Annotated in this window: 12 protein-coding genes and 1 pseudogene; 10 read left to right on the plus strand and 3 right to left on the minus strand. The window is 54.2% G+C overall.

From position 1 onward, the window contains the following. The first annotated feature begins 77 nt into the window (after positions 1–77). The 8 genes and pseudogenes from ACW4DH_RS15850 (at position 78) to ACW4DH_RS15885 (ending at position 11163) form a co-directional block, all read left to right on the plus strand. Positions 78–2861 carry a class I SAM-dependent DNA methyltransferase gene (locus ACW4DH_RS15850; protein ID WP_459637376.1) on the plus strand — a complete coding sequence of 928 codons (2784 nt, stop codon included), beginning with the start codon at positions 78–80 and terminating at the stop codon, positions 2859–2861. Continuing rightward, the gene (locus ACW4DH_RS15855) at positions 2858–3652 is read left to right on the plus strand and encodes a hypothetical protein (RefSeq protein ID WP_459637377.1); all 795 of its coding nucleotides are present in this window, start codon (positions 2858–2860) and stop codon (positions 3650–3652) included. The genes ACW4DH_RS15850 and ACW4DH_RS15855 overlap by 4 nt, the downstream gene beginning before the upstream one ends. Positions 3653–3735: 83 nt before the next feature. Then, a pseudogene (locus ACW4DH_RS15860) lies at positions 3736–4786 on the plus strand (virulence RhuM family protein). Further along, positions 4671–6734 carry a DEAD/DEAH box helicase gene (locus ACW4DH_RS15865; RefSeq protein WP_459637378.1) on the plus strand — a complete coding sequence of 688 codons (2064 nt, stop codon included), beginning with the start codon at positions 4671–4673 and terminating at the stop codon, positions 6732–6734. Before ACW4DH_RS15860 ends, ACW4DH_RS15865 begins: the two are co-directional and overlap by 116 nt. Then, a complete protein-coding gene (locus tag ACW4DH_RS15870) occupies positions 6727–7899 on the plus strand; it encodes a GIY-YIG nuclease family protein (RefSeq protein WP_459637379.1) in 1173 nt (390 codons plus the stop codon). Before ACW4DH_RS15865 ends, ACW4DH_RS15870 begins: the two co-directional genes overlap by 8 nt. 53 nt (positions 7900–7952) lie before the next feature. Further along, a complete protein-coding gene (locus ACW4DH_RS15875) occupies positions 7953–9194 on the plus strand; it encodes a phosphoribosyltransferase-like protein (RefSeq protein WP_459637380.1) in 1242 nt (413 codons plus the stop codon). Between the two features lie 180 nt (positions 9195–9374). Further along, a complete protein-coding gene (locus ACW4DH_RS15880) occupies positions 9375–10508 on the plus strand; it encodes a reverse transcriptase family protein (RefSeq protein WP_459637381.1) in 1134 nt (377 codons plus the stop codon). Between the two features lie 532 nt (positions 10509–11040). Continuing rightward, positions 11041–11163, plus strand: a complete 123-nt coding sequence (locus tag ACW4DH_RS15885; RefSeq protein ID WP_459637382.1) for an exonuclease domain-containing protein — start codon at positions 11041–11043, stop codon at positions 11161–11163. 980 nt (positions 11164–12143) lie between these two features. On the opposite strand, the gene ACW4DH_RS15890 is transcribed toward ACW4DH_RS15885, so the two are convergent. Further along, the gene (locus ACW4DH_RS15890) at positions 12144–12347 is read right to left on the minus strand and encodes a cold-shock protein (protein ID WP_459637383.1); all 204 of its coding nucleotides are present in this window, start codon (positions 12345–12347) and stop codon (positions 12144–12146) included. 217 nt (positions 12348–12564) lie between these two features. Next, complete coding sequence (locus ACW4DH_RS15895) at positions 12565–12849, minus strand: hypothetical protein (protein ID WP_459637384.1); 285 nt, start codon at positions 12847–12849, stop codon at positions 12565–12567. Positions 12850–13233: 384 nt separating this feature from the next. Here ACW4DH_RS15895 and ACW4DH_RS15900 point away from each other — a divergent pair, with 384 nt between their 5' ends. Together ACW4DH_RS15900 and ACW4DH_RS15905 are read left to right on the plus strand one after the other, a co-directional pair. Next, positions 13234–15003, plus strand: coding sequence for an SLC13 family permease (locus tag ACW4DH_RS15900; protein ID WP_459637385.1), 1770 nt, complete (start codon positions 13234–13236; stop codon positions 15001–15003). A gap of 227 nt (positions 15004–15230) precedes the next feature. Beyond that, positions 15231–15902 (plus strand): alpha/beta hydrolase, encoded by a 672-nt coding sequence (locus ACW4DH_RS15905; protein WP_459637444.1) that lies wholly within the window; start codon positions 15231–15233, stop codon positions 15900–15902. Between the two features lie 5 nt (positions 15903–15907). Here ACW4DH_RS15905 and ACW4DH_RS15910 read toward each other — a convergent pair whose 3' ends face one another. Then, positions 15908–17026 carry a GGDEF domain-containing protein gene (locus ACW4DH_RS15910; protein WP_459637386.1) on the minus strand — a complete coding sequence of 373 codons (1119 nt, stop codon included), beginning with the start codon at positions 17024–17026 and terminating at the stop codon, positions 15908–15910. Position 17027 lies beyond the last annotated feature (1 nt).

Below are 17027 nucleotides of genomic sequence, written 5' to 3' on the forward strand. Positions count from 1 at the left end.
AAGTAAATTGGACGGCGAATTTTTTAGCGGTAAAAACGCAGCACTCGCCAGAAGGCGAACAGGACAAATGACACACCATGAACGCAGTAGAAATCGAAGCCGCAATATCAGATCTGGCACAACAGCCCTTTGACCCGGCTGAGTTCCCTTATGCCTTCCTGGAAGCCTTCGGCAATAAATCTACCACCATCAAACGGCTGCGCTCGGGTGCATCCAACAAGTCCGACCTTGGCGGTGTGTTGCAGACCAATAATATCCACATCGCTGTGGCGGATACCGGAGCCGTTACGCACACCCTGGAGGCCCTCAAGGCCAGCCCAGCGACCACCCGTGCCAAGGCTCGCTATATCCTGGCAACCGATGGCGTGGTTTTCGAGGCTGAAGATCTGGAAACTGGTGAGACGGTGGCCTGCACGTACGAGGCTTTCCCTGACCATTTCGGCTTCTTCCTACCGCTGGCGGGCATCACCACAGTCAAGCAGGTGCGCGACAGCTCCTTTGACATTCGCGCTACTAGCCGCCTGAACCGGCTGTATGTGGAGCTGCTGAAGGACAATCCTGACTGGGGCACGGAAGAACAGCGCCATGAAATGAATCACTTCATGGCACGTCTGATTTTTTGCTTCTTTGCGGAAGATACCGACATTTTCGCTGGCAGTGGGCTGTTTACTAACACCGTGGCTCAGATGAGCGCCAGAGATTCCGCCAATACCCATGAAGTGATCAGCGAAATCTTCCGCGCAATGAACACTAAACAGACTGAACGCGCGGTGGCAGGTGTTCCCCGCTGGGCAGATGATGGCTTCCCCTATGTAAATGGCGGATTATTTTCGGGCAACGTGGAGGTGCCGCGCTTCAGCAAGATTGCGCGCTCATACCTGTTGCATATCGGTAGCCTGGACTGGACCCAGATCAACCCCGATATTTTCGGCTCCATGATCCAAGCAGTCGCGGACGACGAAGAGCGCGGCGCGCTGGGCATGCATTACACGAGCGTGCCTAACATCCTGAAGGTGCTGAATCCTCTATTCTTGGACGATCTGCGCGAGAGATTGGAAGACGCTGGCGGCAATCCCCGCAAGTTACTCAATCTACGTAACCGTATGGCCAAAATCCGAGTGTTCGACCCAGCCTGTGGGTCGGGCAATTTTCTAGTCATCGCCTACAAGCAGATGCGCGAGATCGAGAACACCATCAACGAGCGCCGCAACGAGCACGGCCGCAAGAGCGATATTCCGCTGACCAACTTTCGCGGCATCGAACTGCGGGATTTCTCCGCCGAGATTGCCCGCCTGGCGTTGATTATTGCCGAGTACCAGTGCGACTTGCAGTACCGGGGACAGAAAGAAGCATTGCAGGATTTTTTGCCGCTGGACTCGCAGAACTGGATTACCTGTGACAATGCCCTAAGTGTAGATTGGGTTGATCTCTGGCCACCTGCCGGAACGGAAGTAAAGCATCGGGGTAGTGATCTGGTCGATCAGATGCAAGACGCCAGTCAGGCTGAAATTGAGTTCGAGAATGAAGGTGGGGAAACCTATATCTGTGGAAATCCACCCTACCTAGGTTCGACCTGGCAATCCAAGGAACAAAAGAGCGACCTGAAACGCATCTTTGAAGGGCGTGCCAAGAACTGGAAGTCGCTCGACTATGTGGCGGGCTGGTTTATGAAAGCCGCCGACTATGGACTGCATGCGCCGACTGTATCTGCTTTCGTATCCACCAACTCCATCTGCCAGGGGCAGCAAGTGCCTATCCTGTGGCCACTGATCTTTGAAATGGGGTACAAGATTGCTTTTGCTCATACCAGTTTCAAATGGGCCAATTTGGCCAGCCATAACGCTGGTGTGACGGTCGCGATTGTCGCGATTAGTAATCATCCGAACCTGATACGGAAATTATTCTCGATTTCAAAGGCTGGCGAGACGGTGGAGAAGCAAACCAGCAATATCAATCCCTACTTAGTAGCAGCCCCAAATGTAATTGTCACCAAGGCTTCTAAAACCTTAGGGCCGATTTCTGAAATGAGTTTCGGAAATAAGCCTGTTGACGGAGGTTACCTTCTTCTTAGCTCTTCAGAGGTTGGAGAGCTTGGGTTAACGGCTGACCAACGCTCGCGATTTATTCGAAGAATTTATGGGTCTGTAGAATTTATTCGTGGGCTTGAGCGTTATTGCTTATGGATTGAAGATAAAAATTTGGAAGAGGCTCTTTCCATTACGAGTATTCGCCAACGCATTGAAGGCGTCCGCACCGTTCGACTTGCAAGTCGGGACAAAAGTGCGAACGACATGGCGGCTCGCTCTCACCAAATGAGAGAGATGCGGATCGGTAAGCTTTGGACATTAACTGTAGCACGAACATCATCTGAGTCCCGTCCATTCCTTCCATGTGGTGTGATTGATCACCATTCCACCGTTACAAGTGAAGTATTTTCTTTATACGATGCACCGCTATGGAACATGGCTCTGATCGCATCCCGTCTGCATTTGGTTTGGATTGCTACAGTCTGCGGAAAAATGAAAACTGATTTTCGCTATTCCAATACAATGGGGTGGAACACTTTCCCAGTCCCAACCCTGACCGAAAAAAACAAAGCCGACTTGACCCGTTGCGCCGAAAACATCCTGTTGGCACGAGAAGCCCATTTCCCGGCTACTATTGCCGACCTCTACGACCCTGAAATAATGCCAGCCAACCTGCGTGAGGCCCACGAACAAAACGATGAGGTGCTAGAGCGCATCTATATCGGTCGTCGTTTCAAAAATGATACCGAGCGCTTGGAGAAGCTGTTTGAACTGTATACCAAAATAACAGCTTCCTCGCCTTCAAAGAGCAAGGCAAAACGGGAGGTATCATGATGGGCAACTACGCGCTGTTTCAAATGTGGGAGCCTTTCCGTCAGTCGCTGGTTGCCGGGCATCACTTTTACGTGAACCAAGCCAGGATACGGCTTCTCTCGCAATTTGATGACATTGAAACGGAAGCAGATAAGGCCTCCGATGAGTGGCTGGAGAGAAATAGCCATTGCTTTGACCCTGACAGGCACGACGAAGGAGACTTCTACGAGTCTGCACGTGATGCTGGCATTGAATTCTACCAGCTTCTCAGCGATATGCGGGACAGAACCCGTCTGAGCGTTGCTGCCGGGATGTACCACGAATGGGATAAACGTTTTCGTAAATGGCTGACGGATGAAATACGCCATTGGCATTCCGGCGATATTGTTTCAAACAAAGTGTGGACCGTGGACTTTGGCAAGCTGACCGATCTTCTGGAAGGCCTTGGTTGGCAAGTTCGTAGTCAAGATTATTTTTCCAAGCTTGATGCTTGCCGCTTGGTGGTCAATGTCTATAAGCATGGCAAGGGGAACTCGCTGAATGATTTGAAGAAAAGTTACCCAGAGCACCTTTCTCGCCCATCCAGCCACATCGATGGTGCCTTTTCAGACTTGGATTATTTGGATCACACTCACCTATCTGTGAGTGATGATCAGCTACAAGCTTTTTCAGACGCGATTGTAGCCTTCTGGAAAGATGTACCTGAAAATATTTTGAACCATAAGGATATTGAAGTACCTAGTTGGTTTGAAAGAGCCATGTCGGATGACCGGAAGGCTGTAAGTTGTCAGCAAGGAGGCTCCAATCCATGAGCGAGCTGGTCCTATACACTTCCGATGACGGCCGGACCCAGCTGCACCTTCGGGTGGAAGGGGAGAGCATCTGGCTAAGCCAGATGGAGATTGCCGAGCTGTTCCAGACCACCAAGCAGAACGTTTCTCTGCACGCCAGAAACATATTTGAAGACAACGAGCTGGCCCTAGAGGCAACCGTCAAGGAATCCTTGACGGTTCAGTCTGAGGGCAACCGTCAGGTCAGGCGGAGGATCAGTTACTACAACCTCGACCTGATCTTGGCCATTGGTTATCGGGTCCGCTCGCCTCGGGGAGTGCAGTTCCGCCACTGGGCCAGCACCCACCTCAAGGAGTTCCTGCTAAAAGGCTTCGTAATGGATGTCGAACGCCTGAAGAACCCCGGCGGCTGGGACTACTTCGACGAATTGCTGGAGCGCATCCGGGACATACGAGCCTCGGAAAAACGCTTTACCAGAAGGTCCGCGATCTTTTTGCCCTCAGCTCCGACTACCAGGCCCGCGAGCGTGAGACCGTCCAGTTCTTTGCCGAAGTGCAGAACAAGCTGCTCCATGCCACCACCGGACACACTGCCGCTGAGCTGATCCTGAAGCGCTCAGACCCCACCAACCCAACATGGCGTTGACCAACTGGAGCGGTTCGCGGGTACGCAAGCACGACGTCATCGTTGTCAAGAGCTACCTGACAGCAGACGAGATCGACACGCTCAACCGACTGGTGGTGATCTTCCTGGAACAGGCGGAGCTTCGGGTGAAGAAACAGAAGGATCTGACCCTGGACTTCCGGCGTAACAATGTCGACAAGATGCTGGCCTTCAACGACCAGCCCATTCTCGAAGGTGCAGGGTCGGTTAGTCGTGAGAATATGGAGAATGTCGCCCGTGAACGTTATGAAGTTTTCGACCAGCAGCGGCGTATTGCGGAAGCCAAGGCAGCCGATGCCGCTGACCTGAAGGAAATCGAACAACTGGAACAAGACCTCAAACACAAGGGCAAGAAGCCCAGACAGGTGTCGCGCTATGACAAAGATCGTACCCTCTGTTTCCGTCTCGTATGCCAGCAATGGCAGCTCCACCAAATCCAATGCGTTGGGCATGCGCCCCATGCAGGAGCGCGCTTACGAGCGGCGCGGTGAGCAATACCTGCTGATCAAGTCGCCACCGGCTTCCGGTAAAAGCCGGGCCTTGATGTTTATTGCGCTGGACAAACTCCACAACCAAGGACTCAAGCAGGCCATTATCGTGGTGCCAGAGAAGTCCATAGGTTCCAGCTTCAACGATGAACCGCTCAGTGATTTCGGCTTCTGGGCAGACTGGCACGTGGAGCCGAAATGGAACCTGTGTAATGCACCTGGCTCCGATAATGGCGGTAAGGTCAAATCGCTGGGCGTTTTTCTGACCAGTGACGACAAGGTACTGGTCTGCACCCATGCCACCTTCCGTTTTGCCGTCGATCAGCTTGGCGTTACCGCCTTCGAAGACCGACTGATTGCAGTGGATGAGTTTCACCACGTCTCGGCCAACCCCGACAACAAACTAGGTGCCCACCTGGGGGAGTTCATTGCCCGCGACAAAGTGCATATCGTGGCCATGACCGGCTCTTATTTCCGAGGGGATGCCGAGGCAGTGCTGGCCCCCCAGGACGAGTCGCGCTTCGATACCGTCACTTACACCTACTACGAGCAGCTCAACGGTTACGAGTACCTAAAGCAGCTCGATATTGGCTATTACTTCTATTCAGGCTCCTACGCTGACGACATACTCAAGGTTCTCGATCCAGCCGAGAAAACCATCGTACATATCCCCAGCGTCAATTCCCGAGAGAGCACCAAGGACAAGGTTCGCGAAGTTGAGCACATCATCGAAGAGTTAGGTGAGTGGCAGGGAACTGATCCGGTAACGGGGTTCCAGTTGGTTAAAAGGCCAGACGGCCGGTTGCTGAAAATTGCCGATTTGGTGGACGACGATCCAACCAAGCGTGATCGGGTATCTACGGCACTGAAAGACGCAACCCAGAAGAATAATCGCGACCATGTAGATGTCATCATTGCACTAGGCATGGCGAAGGAAGGTTTTGACTGGATCTGGTGCGAGCATGCGCTGACGGTAGGCTATCGCAACAGCCTCACAGAAATCGTGCAGATAATCGGACGCGCCACTCGGGATGCCCCAGGCAAAACACGGGCACGCTTCACCAACCTGATTGCAGAACCTGATGCTGCTGAGCAGGCCGTGACGGAAGCTATCAACGACACCCTGAAAGCCATTGCCGCCAGTCTGTTGATGGAGCAAGTGTTGGCCCCGCGCTTCGAGTTCACGCCCAAGAACCCCACTAGTGGCCCGCAAGAAGGCTTCGACTACGGTGAAGAGGGCTATGACCCCGACAAATGTAACGTGGGTGTCAACGAAGAAACTGGAAAGTACCAAATAGAAATCAATGGGTTGGCCCAACCGAAAAGTGAAGAGGCCAATCGTATTTGCCAGGAAGACCTGAATGAGGTCATTGCCAGCTTTGTGCAAGACAAAAACGCCATTGAGCGTGGTCTATTCGATGAGGAGCTGGTACCCGAAGAGCTCACGCAGGTACATTTGGGCAAGATCATCAAGGATCGTTATCCCAACCTCGATGAGGAAGATCAAGAGAGCGTTCGTCAACATGCCATCGCAGCCCTGAACCTGACCCAGCAGGCCAAGCAGCTGCTTGCGGGTGACGAGACCATTGATGTGGGCAGTAATGAACCCAAACCGAATACGGCGCTGATAGCTGGTGTGCGCAAGTTTGCCATGGACGTGCGGGAGCTTGATATTGATCTGATTGATCGCATCAACCCCTTCAGCGAGGCCTACGCGATCCTGGCCAAGACCATGAGCGAAGACAGCCTGAAACAGGTGGCGGCAGTTATCTCCGGCAAACGTACTAGTCTGACGCCAGAAGAGGCTAAGGAGCTTGCTGTGAGGGCTTTCAAATTCAAAAGGGAGCGCGGTCGGCTGCCTTCTATCAGCTCACAGGACGCTTGGGAACAACGCATGGCTGAGGGTGCTGCCGCTTTCGTGCGCTTTAAGGATGAGGGCCGTTATGACTGATCTGGACGAATTGCGCGCCGAACTGGACGGGTTCGCCCAGCCGGAGAAGAAGAAAGGCCACTCTGCACGCGAAGAGCGCATCATCGCTGGTTTCGAAGAGATCCAGCGCTTTGTCGACCAGCATGGCCGCATCCCACAGCACGGTGAAGACAAGGACATTTTCGAACGGCTCTATGCCGTGCGTTTAGGCCGCATACGTGCGCTTGAGGAATGCCGAACCCTGGTGACACCACTTGATCATCAGGGTTTACTCGATGGCGACTACGCTATCGAAGCGAAATCCGTAGAGACTATGGACGATGACGCCTTGATTGCTGAGCTGGCCGGAGCCGCTGGGGCGCCCGAGCTTACCGAACTGAGGCATGTCCGTTCCAGCGCGGAGAAACGAGCCGCGGAAGAGGTTGCCCACAGAGAGAGGTGCGAGGACTTTGAGACCTTCAAACCGCTGTTTGAACAAGTAGATAGTGAACTGAAGTCCGGGCTGCGAACCACTCGACCATTCGCCAAGAATGCCACTATTGAGGTGAGTCAATGGTTCATTCTGGATGGACAGACTGCCTATGTGGCTGACGAGGGGGAAGAGTTTGATTCACCCCAAGGCAAGAAGGATGCACGTTTGCGGGTGATTTTCTCCAACGGGACGGAAAATAACCTGCTGCGTCTATCGCTGGTTAGGGCGCTCTACAAGGATGAAGCAAGCCGCCGTATCACCGAACCAGATGCCGGGCCGCTATTCAGCGAGACCTGGGAAGAGGGCGACATAGAAAGCGGTACCATCTATGTGCTGCGCAGCCTGTCCGAACACCCATTCGTTGCCGAACACCGCGAGCTGATTCACAAGATCGGCGTCACGGGAGGCAAGGTGGAAACCCGCATCGCCAACGCAGCACACGATGCCACCTACCTGCTGGCCGATGTCGAAGTGGTCGCCACCTACAAGCTGGCCGGCATCAACCGCCGTAAGCTGGAAGCCCTATTCCATCGCATCTTTGCTCCGGCGCAACTTGAGCTGACCATCCAAGACCGCTTTGGTCATCCGGTGAAGCCGAGAGAGTGGTTTCTAGTGCCGTTTCATGTGATCGATGAGGCGGTACAGCGAATTCGGGATGGGTCGATTACCGGAACGAGATACGATCCAGCAGCTGCTATGTTGATTTCAGAATAAGGTGTGCGCTAATAAACGGTACACTGGGACTCTGCTGGAGAGGTAGTAACAAGATGAAAAGGGACCGTAATGCAGAGGCTCTTCTATATACGGAACGCGGTCAAGAGTGGCTGGCCCAGTTCGGAGCGGTGGATCAGGAGGCAGCCCGGAAAATCGTTACGAGCCTGACGCTTGTTTCTCACTCCGAGTTCGAAAGAGTCATCCAAAAAGGCCTTGAAAGCACGTCAGCAGACTACGAGCACCCTTTAGGTTTCTTCGCAGTTCGCGAAGTAGACCCGAGGGAATCGTATTTCGAACGGTTCACAGACCCGGATAGCGGAAAAATAAGTGCGCTGGTTTCTGGAACGGATCACGGCAGCGAGGCACGGGCCGCCGCGATCATCCGGAATTACTGCAAGACCGATTCGGAGCATTTGCTCAATCATCCCAGTCTGGATCAAATGAGGCAAAGTCGATGCCGAACCGTGGTGCTGGTCGATGATTTTATCGGTTCGGGAAAGAGAACAGCAGAATTCCTGAGCTCACTCTGGGTTGATACGACTTTTATATCGTGGATATCGCTTCATTACATCAATATTGTAGTTGTGGCTTACTCAGGTACGGATGGGGGAATCAAGCGAGTTGGTCGACACAAGACAAAGCCGGATCTTGTTATAGAACGGGACTGCCCTAGCTTCAAGAATATGCCTTGGGGACAATCTTTGCGAGATTCCGTCATGGATGTTTGCAAGCGGTATGCGCGTCGAACCTGCGCAAACCGCTACTGGGGTGGTTTTGGTAAAGAGTTGGCTACTCTGGTTTTTGAGCACAGCTGTCCGAACAACGTGCCGGCTATTCTATGGGCGCCGCCAACTACGAAGAAACCGTGGAAGCCGTTGTTTCCAAACCGAGTGATCATGGCCGGTGAGAAGTCTGTGTTCCCTCCCGAGATAGGTCGTGGTGATTCGCTCGTCACGCTACTTGATGTCGGCCAAAAACGGCTGGCCTCGAGTGGACAGCTCGTACGGCGTGGTATAAATGGTGAATTGATCCTTCTGATGCTTGCGCTCATTGCTAAGGGGCAGAGACGGCAGAGTGCTTTAAGCTTTGCAACGGGATTAAACCGTAAGGCCTGTGCACAGATCATACAGCGATGCGTCAAGTGGGGGTTCCTGACACCGTCTTTACGTTTGACGGAAAGGGGTAGGGCTGAGCTAGCCGCTGCGAAAGAGCAAGGAAAAGTATATTCGGGTGTCCTTGAAAGGGGGGACGCAAATTATTATCCTCAGCAGCTGAGGAGATCCTCACGTGGCTAGTGTTAGCAGGCAACAGAGTTGCCGCAGACGTCCTAGTGACGACTGTTGGGGCGTGGAGTACCATAGCCCTGTGGAAAAGCCTACGCATGACAGGAGATTGCGCACGCTGACTTCTGCCGTCGTGGGCCTCGGGTCGCCAGCGTGCGCAGTCGCCGTGCCGGCGCTATCGGAGTAGTCTACGTGTGGTCTCCTCATCATTATAGAGCTGTTGCGAAGCAAAAGGGTCTAAGCGACGAAACCGTTCAGGCTGCGATAGAGCAGATTGAAGTTGTCGAGGAAGGCGAGCTAGGCCTGCCCGCCATTCTCTCTCTGAATCATCTGGCCACTCGTTCGAGGGTCTCCTACCTGTATCTGCGCAATGTCGTTGCGCGTTATGAGAAAAACACCTACCGGAAATTCTCGATCAACAAGCGATCCGGTGGTCGTCGCTTCATTCATGCACCGGAAGCGCCACTCGCTCATGTCCAGAAATGGATTAATACATATATTCTGCGTCATGTTCCTGTGCACAAAGCTAGTTTTGCCTTCTCACCCGGAGCATCAATATACAAGTGCGCTGCAAGGCACTGTGGCGCGCGCTGGCTTATCAAGATGGATATTACTGGCTTCTTCGAGTCGGTTTCTGAAATCCAGGTTTTTCGGTGTTTCAAAGCTCTGGGCTACCAGCCCCTCATCGCATTTGAGCTTGCCCGCATCGTGACAGTTGGGCCCCTTGGTCAGAGTCCGCGCCATCGTGATCCGGTATGGAAGATTAGAGAACACAACACCTCTATACCTGACTATTCGGCACGTGCTTTGGGATACCTCCCGCAGGGGGCCCCTACAAGCCCAATGCTTTCTAATATTGTCATGAAGTCCCTTGATGAGAAAATCGCTTGTGCAGCCAGAAAGGCGGGCCTGGTCTATACTCGTTACAGCGATGATTTGACGTTTTCAACAATGGATAAAGACTTTAGTCGTTTAGCCGCATCTGAATTTGTACATACTGTGAATAGTTTGCTTTCGGCTTCTGGTTTTCGTCCTCAGCATAGAAAGACCAAGGTTGTACCACCAGGGAGTCGGAAGGTTGTTCTTGGTCTCAATGTTGAGGGAGAAGAACCGAAACTCCGTAGAGAGTTCAAGGATAATCTTCGCATGCACCTTTATTATCTGAAGAAGAATGGTCCTGCTGAGCATGTGAAGGAGCGTGATTTCGAGACCATCTGGGGAATGAAGTCCCATGTCAGAGGTCTTATTGATTATGCTAAGATGGTTGAGCCTAACTATGCCATTGGCATGTTAAAGAAATTTAATAATGTTCCTTGGCCCTACTGATTGCTTTGATCGATGTTCGGGGGCGTACCTCGATTTCTTATGATTCTACAAGCAGATGAGTGGCGGCCTGGAATGCCTCAGCGGTACACCAGCGGTACACACACCAGCTTCGTGTGCTATCCTCAAATTTCGCTAAGCTACTGATTCCAAAGAACTGTACCTTTCGCTCGATTACGGTTGCTTTTCCTTTTTTGTCAGTAACTTATTGTTTTAAAAGCGAACTCATAACCCCTTGGTCGCTGGTTCGAGTCCAGCTGGGCCCACCATTAAATCAATATGTTGTAATAATTTTCTTTGCTAACAGTGCGCTCAGGCTAGAGCCGGACTCTTGATGTCCTGGGTTTGTTTGACGAAGTTGTCGAGTGGATAGAGACCTGCCACGGACGTGAGTTCCACTGCGGTTACATCACGCCGCTTGGGATCGCAACAAGAGTGACGAGGCAATCTATGCTGTGTAAGACGCGCATATGGTGCCCCCACTTTCAAGCGAGAAAGTGCCACACCTGCCTGGATAACAAGCCCCGAGTGACTAATGCAGACCTATGTCATCATCGACTTTGAGACGACGGGGCTGTCACCCAATTTCGACCGAGTCATCGAGGTGGGCGTGGTCCTGGTGCGAAACCACGAGATCGTCGAAACTGTAGTGAGTTGATGGATCCTGGGTTCGCCATCCCGTTGCACATCACGAGCTTGACGAATGTCTCAACGTCGATGGTTTGCGGCAAGCCCAAGCCTGAGAAAATCATACTCCATATGCGCGAGATCATCGGATCTTATCCTTGTGTTGCTCACAATGTCTCGTTTGGCCGAGGCTTTTTCGCAGCAGAAATGCGTCGGGCGGAAATCTCGTCAACCTGAGTTTGTGTGCTCCATGCTCCTCGCTCGACGTCTGGTACAGGAGTGTGCCAGCCATAAGCTGGAATGTTGGTCAAGTACTTGAGTCCCGCGACGCCTGCGGGTATGCACCGAGCGTTAGCGGACTTGCCTGATGAGGATGGAACTCTAGATGCGCCTTATGGAGCGCGTTGAGTCGCAACTGCCGGGATATGTGCCCGATTCAGACTTCTTCGCGAAACTCAGCCGGACGCCGAAAGCGAATGTTGATGCCTTCTTGAGTCGTGCTGCGGCGCAGATCTGCAACTAACCGCAACTGACGTCAGCGCAGCGCGGCTGTGGGATGGGGCGAAAGATGTGCCCTGCTTGGAACGCATGAAGGTGAGGCGGGATTTAAAGCGTTTTAGAAATTCTAAGAGTCGGCATAGAGAGAGTTTCATGCAAGTTGTGTCTTCGGCGATGTGCTGCTCAAGTAAGTCAAGGATTACCTTGGAAAAATGAAGGGGAGGCCCACCTCAGCGAGGCTGCTTGAACTGGATGGATGCGTCTGATCATGGCTGGGAGGCTTCATCGGCATGGTGGCTGGCTGAGCCGCTACTGGCTGGCGATGCACAGTCTTATCCTGATGGGCTCTTTCGAGGTTACCTCGGTGCTGTTATACGCTGCGTCCAGTGATGAATAGCGGTCTTACCGCTTGGAGAGGGGAGGGGGAAGCAGAATCATAGAAACGACAAGGCCCGCTTTCGCGGGCCTTGATGCTCGATACCTTGCGGCTCGAGAACTCGTGCTAATCTTCGATTAGGCGAGTTTGATATTTGCAGCCTGGAGGCCTTTCTTGCCCTGAGTGACGTCAAAAGAAACCTTTTGACCGTCCTGCAGAGACTTGAAGCCTTCAGCTTGAATTTCGGAGAAGTGGGCGAACAGGTCGTCACCGCCGTCATCAGGAGAGATGAAGCCGAAACCTTTAGTATCGTTGAACCACTTAACTGTGCCAGTTGCCATTTCGATATCCTTACACGCAAATATGCGCTTTATCAATTGCCGGGTGTTACCCGAGATGCAGTGGGTAAAACAAGGGAGATATACACCAGGCTACCGAATGATTCGATTACAACTGACGATATTCAACTTGCTAACCAACTGACGTCAGTATCCACGTTTGCATGGCACGCGTCAATGCCATGTTTGAAATTAATTATGTCGTCGGCCATCAAGCTGATCAGCCCGTTGCCACTGTCCGCAGTCGCTGACGGGGTACGGTCGCGTTTTTCCCTAGGGCTGAGCGAAGCTGGGCAAGCTGTTGATCGGCATGCCGGGCTTCTTGCGTGGCGAGAAGGGCGCGTTGCAATGCCGCTTGGCACTCCCGTTCCAGCTCCGCGATGCGCGCTTCACGGGCATTGATCTGAGCCGCTGCCTCATTGACATGGATGGTGTAAGACACCTCTCCATAGCAATTGCTGAGCCCGTACGCCTCGCGCAATTCCCCGGCTGTGACTTTAGGCATAAACCTCTCCTCGCAAATAGTAAGGCTACGCATCCGCTCATACTTTATTGTTACTGAACTGTTAATAAATGCTAACAGTGTGACGCCAAATGTTTCAATGAATTTCTTCGCTTGGAGGAGGTCGTGGATATTAGCTATTAGTCGTGCATGCAGGAACGCTGCAGCATTAGTGGCATACCGTCATCGCAGGGCATATGAGGTAGGTGAAGATTCACTTATGCGTAATGGAAACGGTGCGTTGAACGGGGCGAGGACATACCCTGAGCGACTTGGCCGTAGCTTTCTTATGCGTTAAAAGGCATATAATAATTCCCATAAATAACTTTATGGAATATAGATGCTTGGCCACAATGCGCTCTGCGTTTCTTCAAGGATGGCTGGATCATGCCTTTTGATGCCTGGCTAACGTTAGTCGTTGTAACCGCCGTTTTCCTGTTGATGGCTTTTTCCCGGTTGGGGCCCGACATTATCTTGCTGGGCGGTGTCATCGTGTTGCTTAGCTGTGGCGTGATCGATGCCGACCAGGCGCTGCAGGGGTTTTCCAATAGCGGCCTCTTCACGGTGGCCTTCATGTATGTCCTGGTGGCCAGTATTCGCGAGACCGGCGGTATCGACCTCATCATCCGGTATGTGCTGGGGCGTCCACGCAGCGAAGGCCTCGCTCAGGTACGCCTGTTGCTGCCGGTATCCACCATGAGCGCCTTTCTCAACAACACGCCTGTTGTCGCCACATACTTGCCGGCCGTGCTGAGCTGGAGCCGACGTATGGGGTTGCCGGCACATCGTTTCCTGCTGCCGCTGAGCTATGCCTCGATACTCGGAGGCATGTGCTCGTTGCTGGGGACCAGCACCAACCTGGTCGTCAATGGCCTGTTGATCGAGCGCTACCCGGAACAGGCCCTGGGACTTTTCGATATCGCTTGGGTCGGCATACCTGTCGCCATAGTGGGTTTGGCTTATCTGATATTGGTGGGGCGGCATTTACTGCCCAAGCGTCGCTCGGCATCGGAAATGTTCGAGAACCCGCGGGAGTACACCATCGAGATGGAGGTGGACGCGAACGGCCCACTGGTCGATAAAACCGTTGAAGCTGCGGGGCTGCGCCATCTGGAAGGTCTGTTCCTGGTCGAGATCGAGCGCGCGGGCAATGTGGTGAGCGTGGTCGGCCCCGGTGAAAAGCTCAAGGCCAGCGACCGGCTGGTGTTTGCCGGTACCACCGAGGCGGCGGTGGAATTGCAACAGATCCGAGGGTTGATCCCCACCGCGCAGGATGAGTCGAGCCTGAGAAAAGATTTTGCCGAACGCCGTCTGGTGGAGGCGGTGGTCTCCGATCAGTGCCAGTTCATCGGCCAGCGTATCCGTGAAGGCCATTTCCGCACGCAGTACGGGGCCTCGGTGCTGGCGGTATGTCGCGGCGGGGAGCGCGTCAATGGCAATCTGGGCCAGGTGCGTCTGCAGCCTGCCGATGTGCTGCTGATGGAGGTGCGGCCAGCCTTCGTCGAGCGTCACCGCCAGTCACGCGACTTCCTGCTGGTCAGCCAGCTTAATGGCCAGGCGAGGCCCAACCACGAAAAGGCTTGGCTGGCCTGGAGCCTGTTAGCGGGTACCGTGGCCCTGGCCACTTTTGGTGTATTGAGCATTCTCAATGCGGCAATGCTCGGTGCCGCGCTGGCGGTGGTGAGTGGCTGCTGCTCTATCGGCGCCGCCAAGCGCGGCCTGGACACGCAAGTTCTCTTGACCATTGCAGCGTCTTTCGGGCTGGGAGCCGCTCTGGAGAGTTCGGGGGCCGCGGCGGTCATTGCCGGACACACCCTGACGCTGGCGGGGGGCAATCCTTATTTGTTATTAATTGGCGCTTACATCCTGGTGGCGCTGCTGACCGAGCTCGTCACCAACAATGCCGCGGCCGTGATTGCCTTTCCTATCGTGGTGTCCAGCGCCGAGCATCTGGGGGTGAACATCATGCCATTTATCGTGGCGGTGATGTTTGCGGCCTCGGCCAGCTTCCTGACGCCGATCGGTTATCAGACCAACCTGATGGTATATGGCCCAGGCGGCTATCATTTCAGCGACTATCTTCGCGTTGGGGGGCTGCTCAACCTGCTGACGGGCGCCGTGGCCCTGACCTTGATTCCGCTGATCTGGCCCTTCTAACCCCTGGAGCCGATGCGGGCTGCTGACAATCTTTTATACAGGAGCCAGGTAACATGCTGCGTGCCGCAATCAAGCCTCTCCTGGCAGGCTGGCTGACCGGTTCTTCGTTCGTCGCCGGCGCGCAGCATTCGCTGGCGGATACGCCGGAAGAACATGGACACGCTGAGCGAATTTCCACATCCTTGGCGGCTCGGTCCGCGACCCACTCACCTCATCAGGAGCCCCATATGGCCTCATCCGAACCCCTCGTCATCGAGTCTTCACGTCAGCCAGCCGATGCCAGCGTGATACTGCTGCACGGCCTCGGTGCCGATGGCCATGATTTCGAGCCGCTGGTGCCTGCGTTGGAACTGCCTGCCTCGCTGGCGATTCGCTTTGTCCTGCCTCATGCGCCGCAATTGGCCGTTACCGTCAATGGCGGCATGGTCATGTCGGCCTGGTATGACATTCTGGAAATGAACCTGGGGCGGCGAGTCGACGAGGAGCAGCTCAAGGCCTCGGCGGACCGGGTGCATGACCTGATCGATGCCGAAATCGCACGGGGCATCGCCAGTCGTAGAATTATCGTGGCGGGGTTCTCTCAGGGCGGTGCCGTGGCCTATCAGGCTGCGTTAACCTACCCTCAGCCGTTAGGCGGCTTGCTGGCCATGTCCACCTACTTCCCCACGGCCGACAGCATCGAGCCGCATGAGGCCAACCGGGACCTTCCCATCGAGGTCTATCATGGTACGCAGGATCCGATCGTGCCCGAGTCGTTGGGCCGCGCAGGCGCCGAGCGGGCGAGAGAGATGGGCCATTCCGTCGAATATCATACCTATCCCATGCAGCACACGCTGAGCATCGAACAGGTAGGCGATATCCGCCGCTGGCTGACGCAGCAATTGTCGGATGCTTCGTAATGGCGTTATTGACTCTGGCATTCGACAGCCGCATCGGTATCTTCGCAAGCCAGATATAGCCGGTTGCGCCCTTGTGTCTTGGCGCAATAGAGCGCCTTGTCGGCACGCTTGAGAGCGTCGGCAAGACTCTCGCCTTCCGCGACCCTGGCAAGCCCCGCGCTGAATGTCAGGCCGGCATGTGGCGTGTCGGCTTGTTGCAATCGCTGGCGCAACTGCCGATCGAGCCGGATGGCGAGATCGGACTCTCCCTGAATCACCCCGAGGAATTCCTCTCCCCCGCAACGTCCGGCCCGGCCCCGGCAGTCGCCAGCGATTTCTTCGAGAAACATGGCGAAGGCGCACAGCACTTGATCACCATACGGATGACCATGACGGTCATTGATCGACTTGAAGTGATCGAGATCGCAGATCAACACACAACAGGGGGCGTTTTGGCGAATCAGATCATGGGCGTATTGATGAATGGCGCGATGGTTGAACAGGCCGGTCAGGCTATCGCGGGCAGCCAGTCGTTCCAACTGACGTGCATAGGTTTCGGCACGCACCTGCTCCTGGCGGATGCGCAGGGTATGACCCAACATGATCTGCCCCAGCAAGGCGGCGGATAGCAGATAGCAGAAAACCTGATCGAACAGGCGTGAGAGCGGCGTTGTATAGCCCAGGATCCACTGCGGTCTGAGCTGTTCGCAGATCAACAGTAGTGGTGGAATAATCACCAATCCAACTACGATGCTCCAGCGATGACGTTCGATATCGCGGGTCAGTATCAGGGCATAGACCAACGACACCAGATAAAACATGATGGCGGGGCCTCGAGAGCCGGCGTTGTATAACCAGTTCAACGGCAGGATGACGAATGCCAGCAGTTGAATGAAAATGACCGCCATGCGCCGGTAATCGCCCTGCCAGCGCGAGCGGTACCATAAGACCGCCACGCCAGCCGCGAGGACTAGCAACATCAGGTTATATCGGGGCTGGGTAATGCTCAGCAGTTCATTGAAGAGGGCCGAAAGCAGCAGAAAGACAGCGCTTAGTATCAGAAAGGCATGATGCATGCGGTGAGACGGTTCGGTGTCCTCACCGACCATCCAGGTACAGCAACGTCGCCAAAAATGGGAGTCCATC

The organism is Halomonas sp. WWR20 (assembly GCF_054602495.1).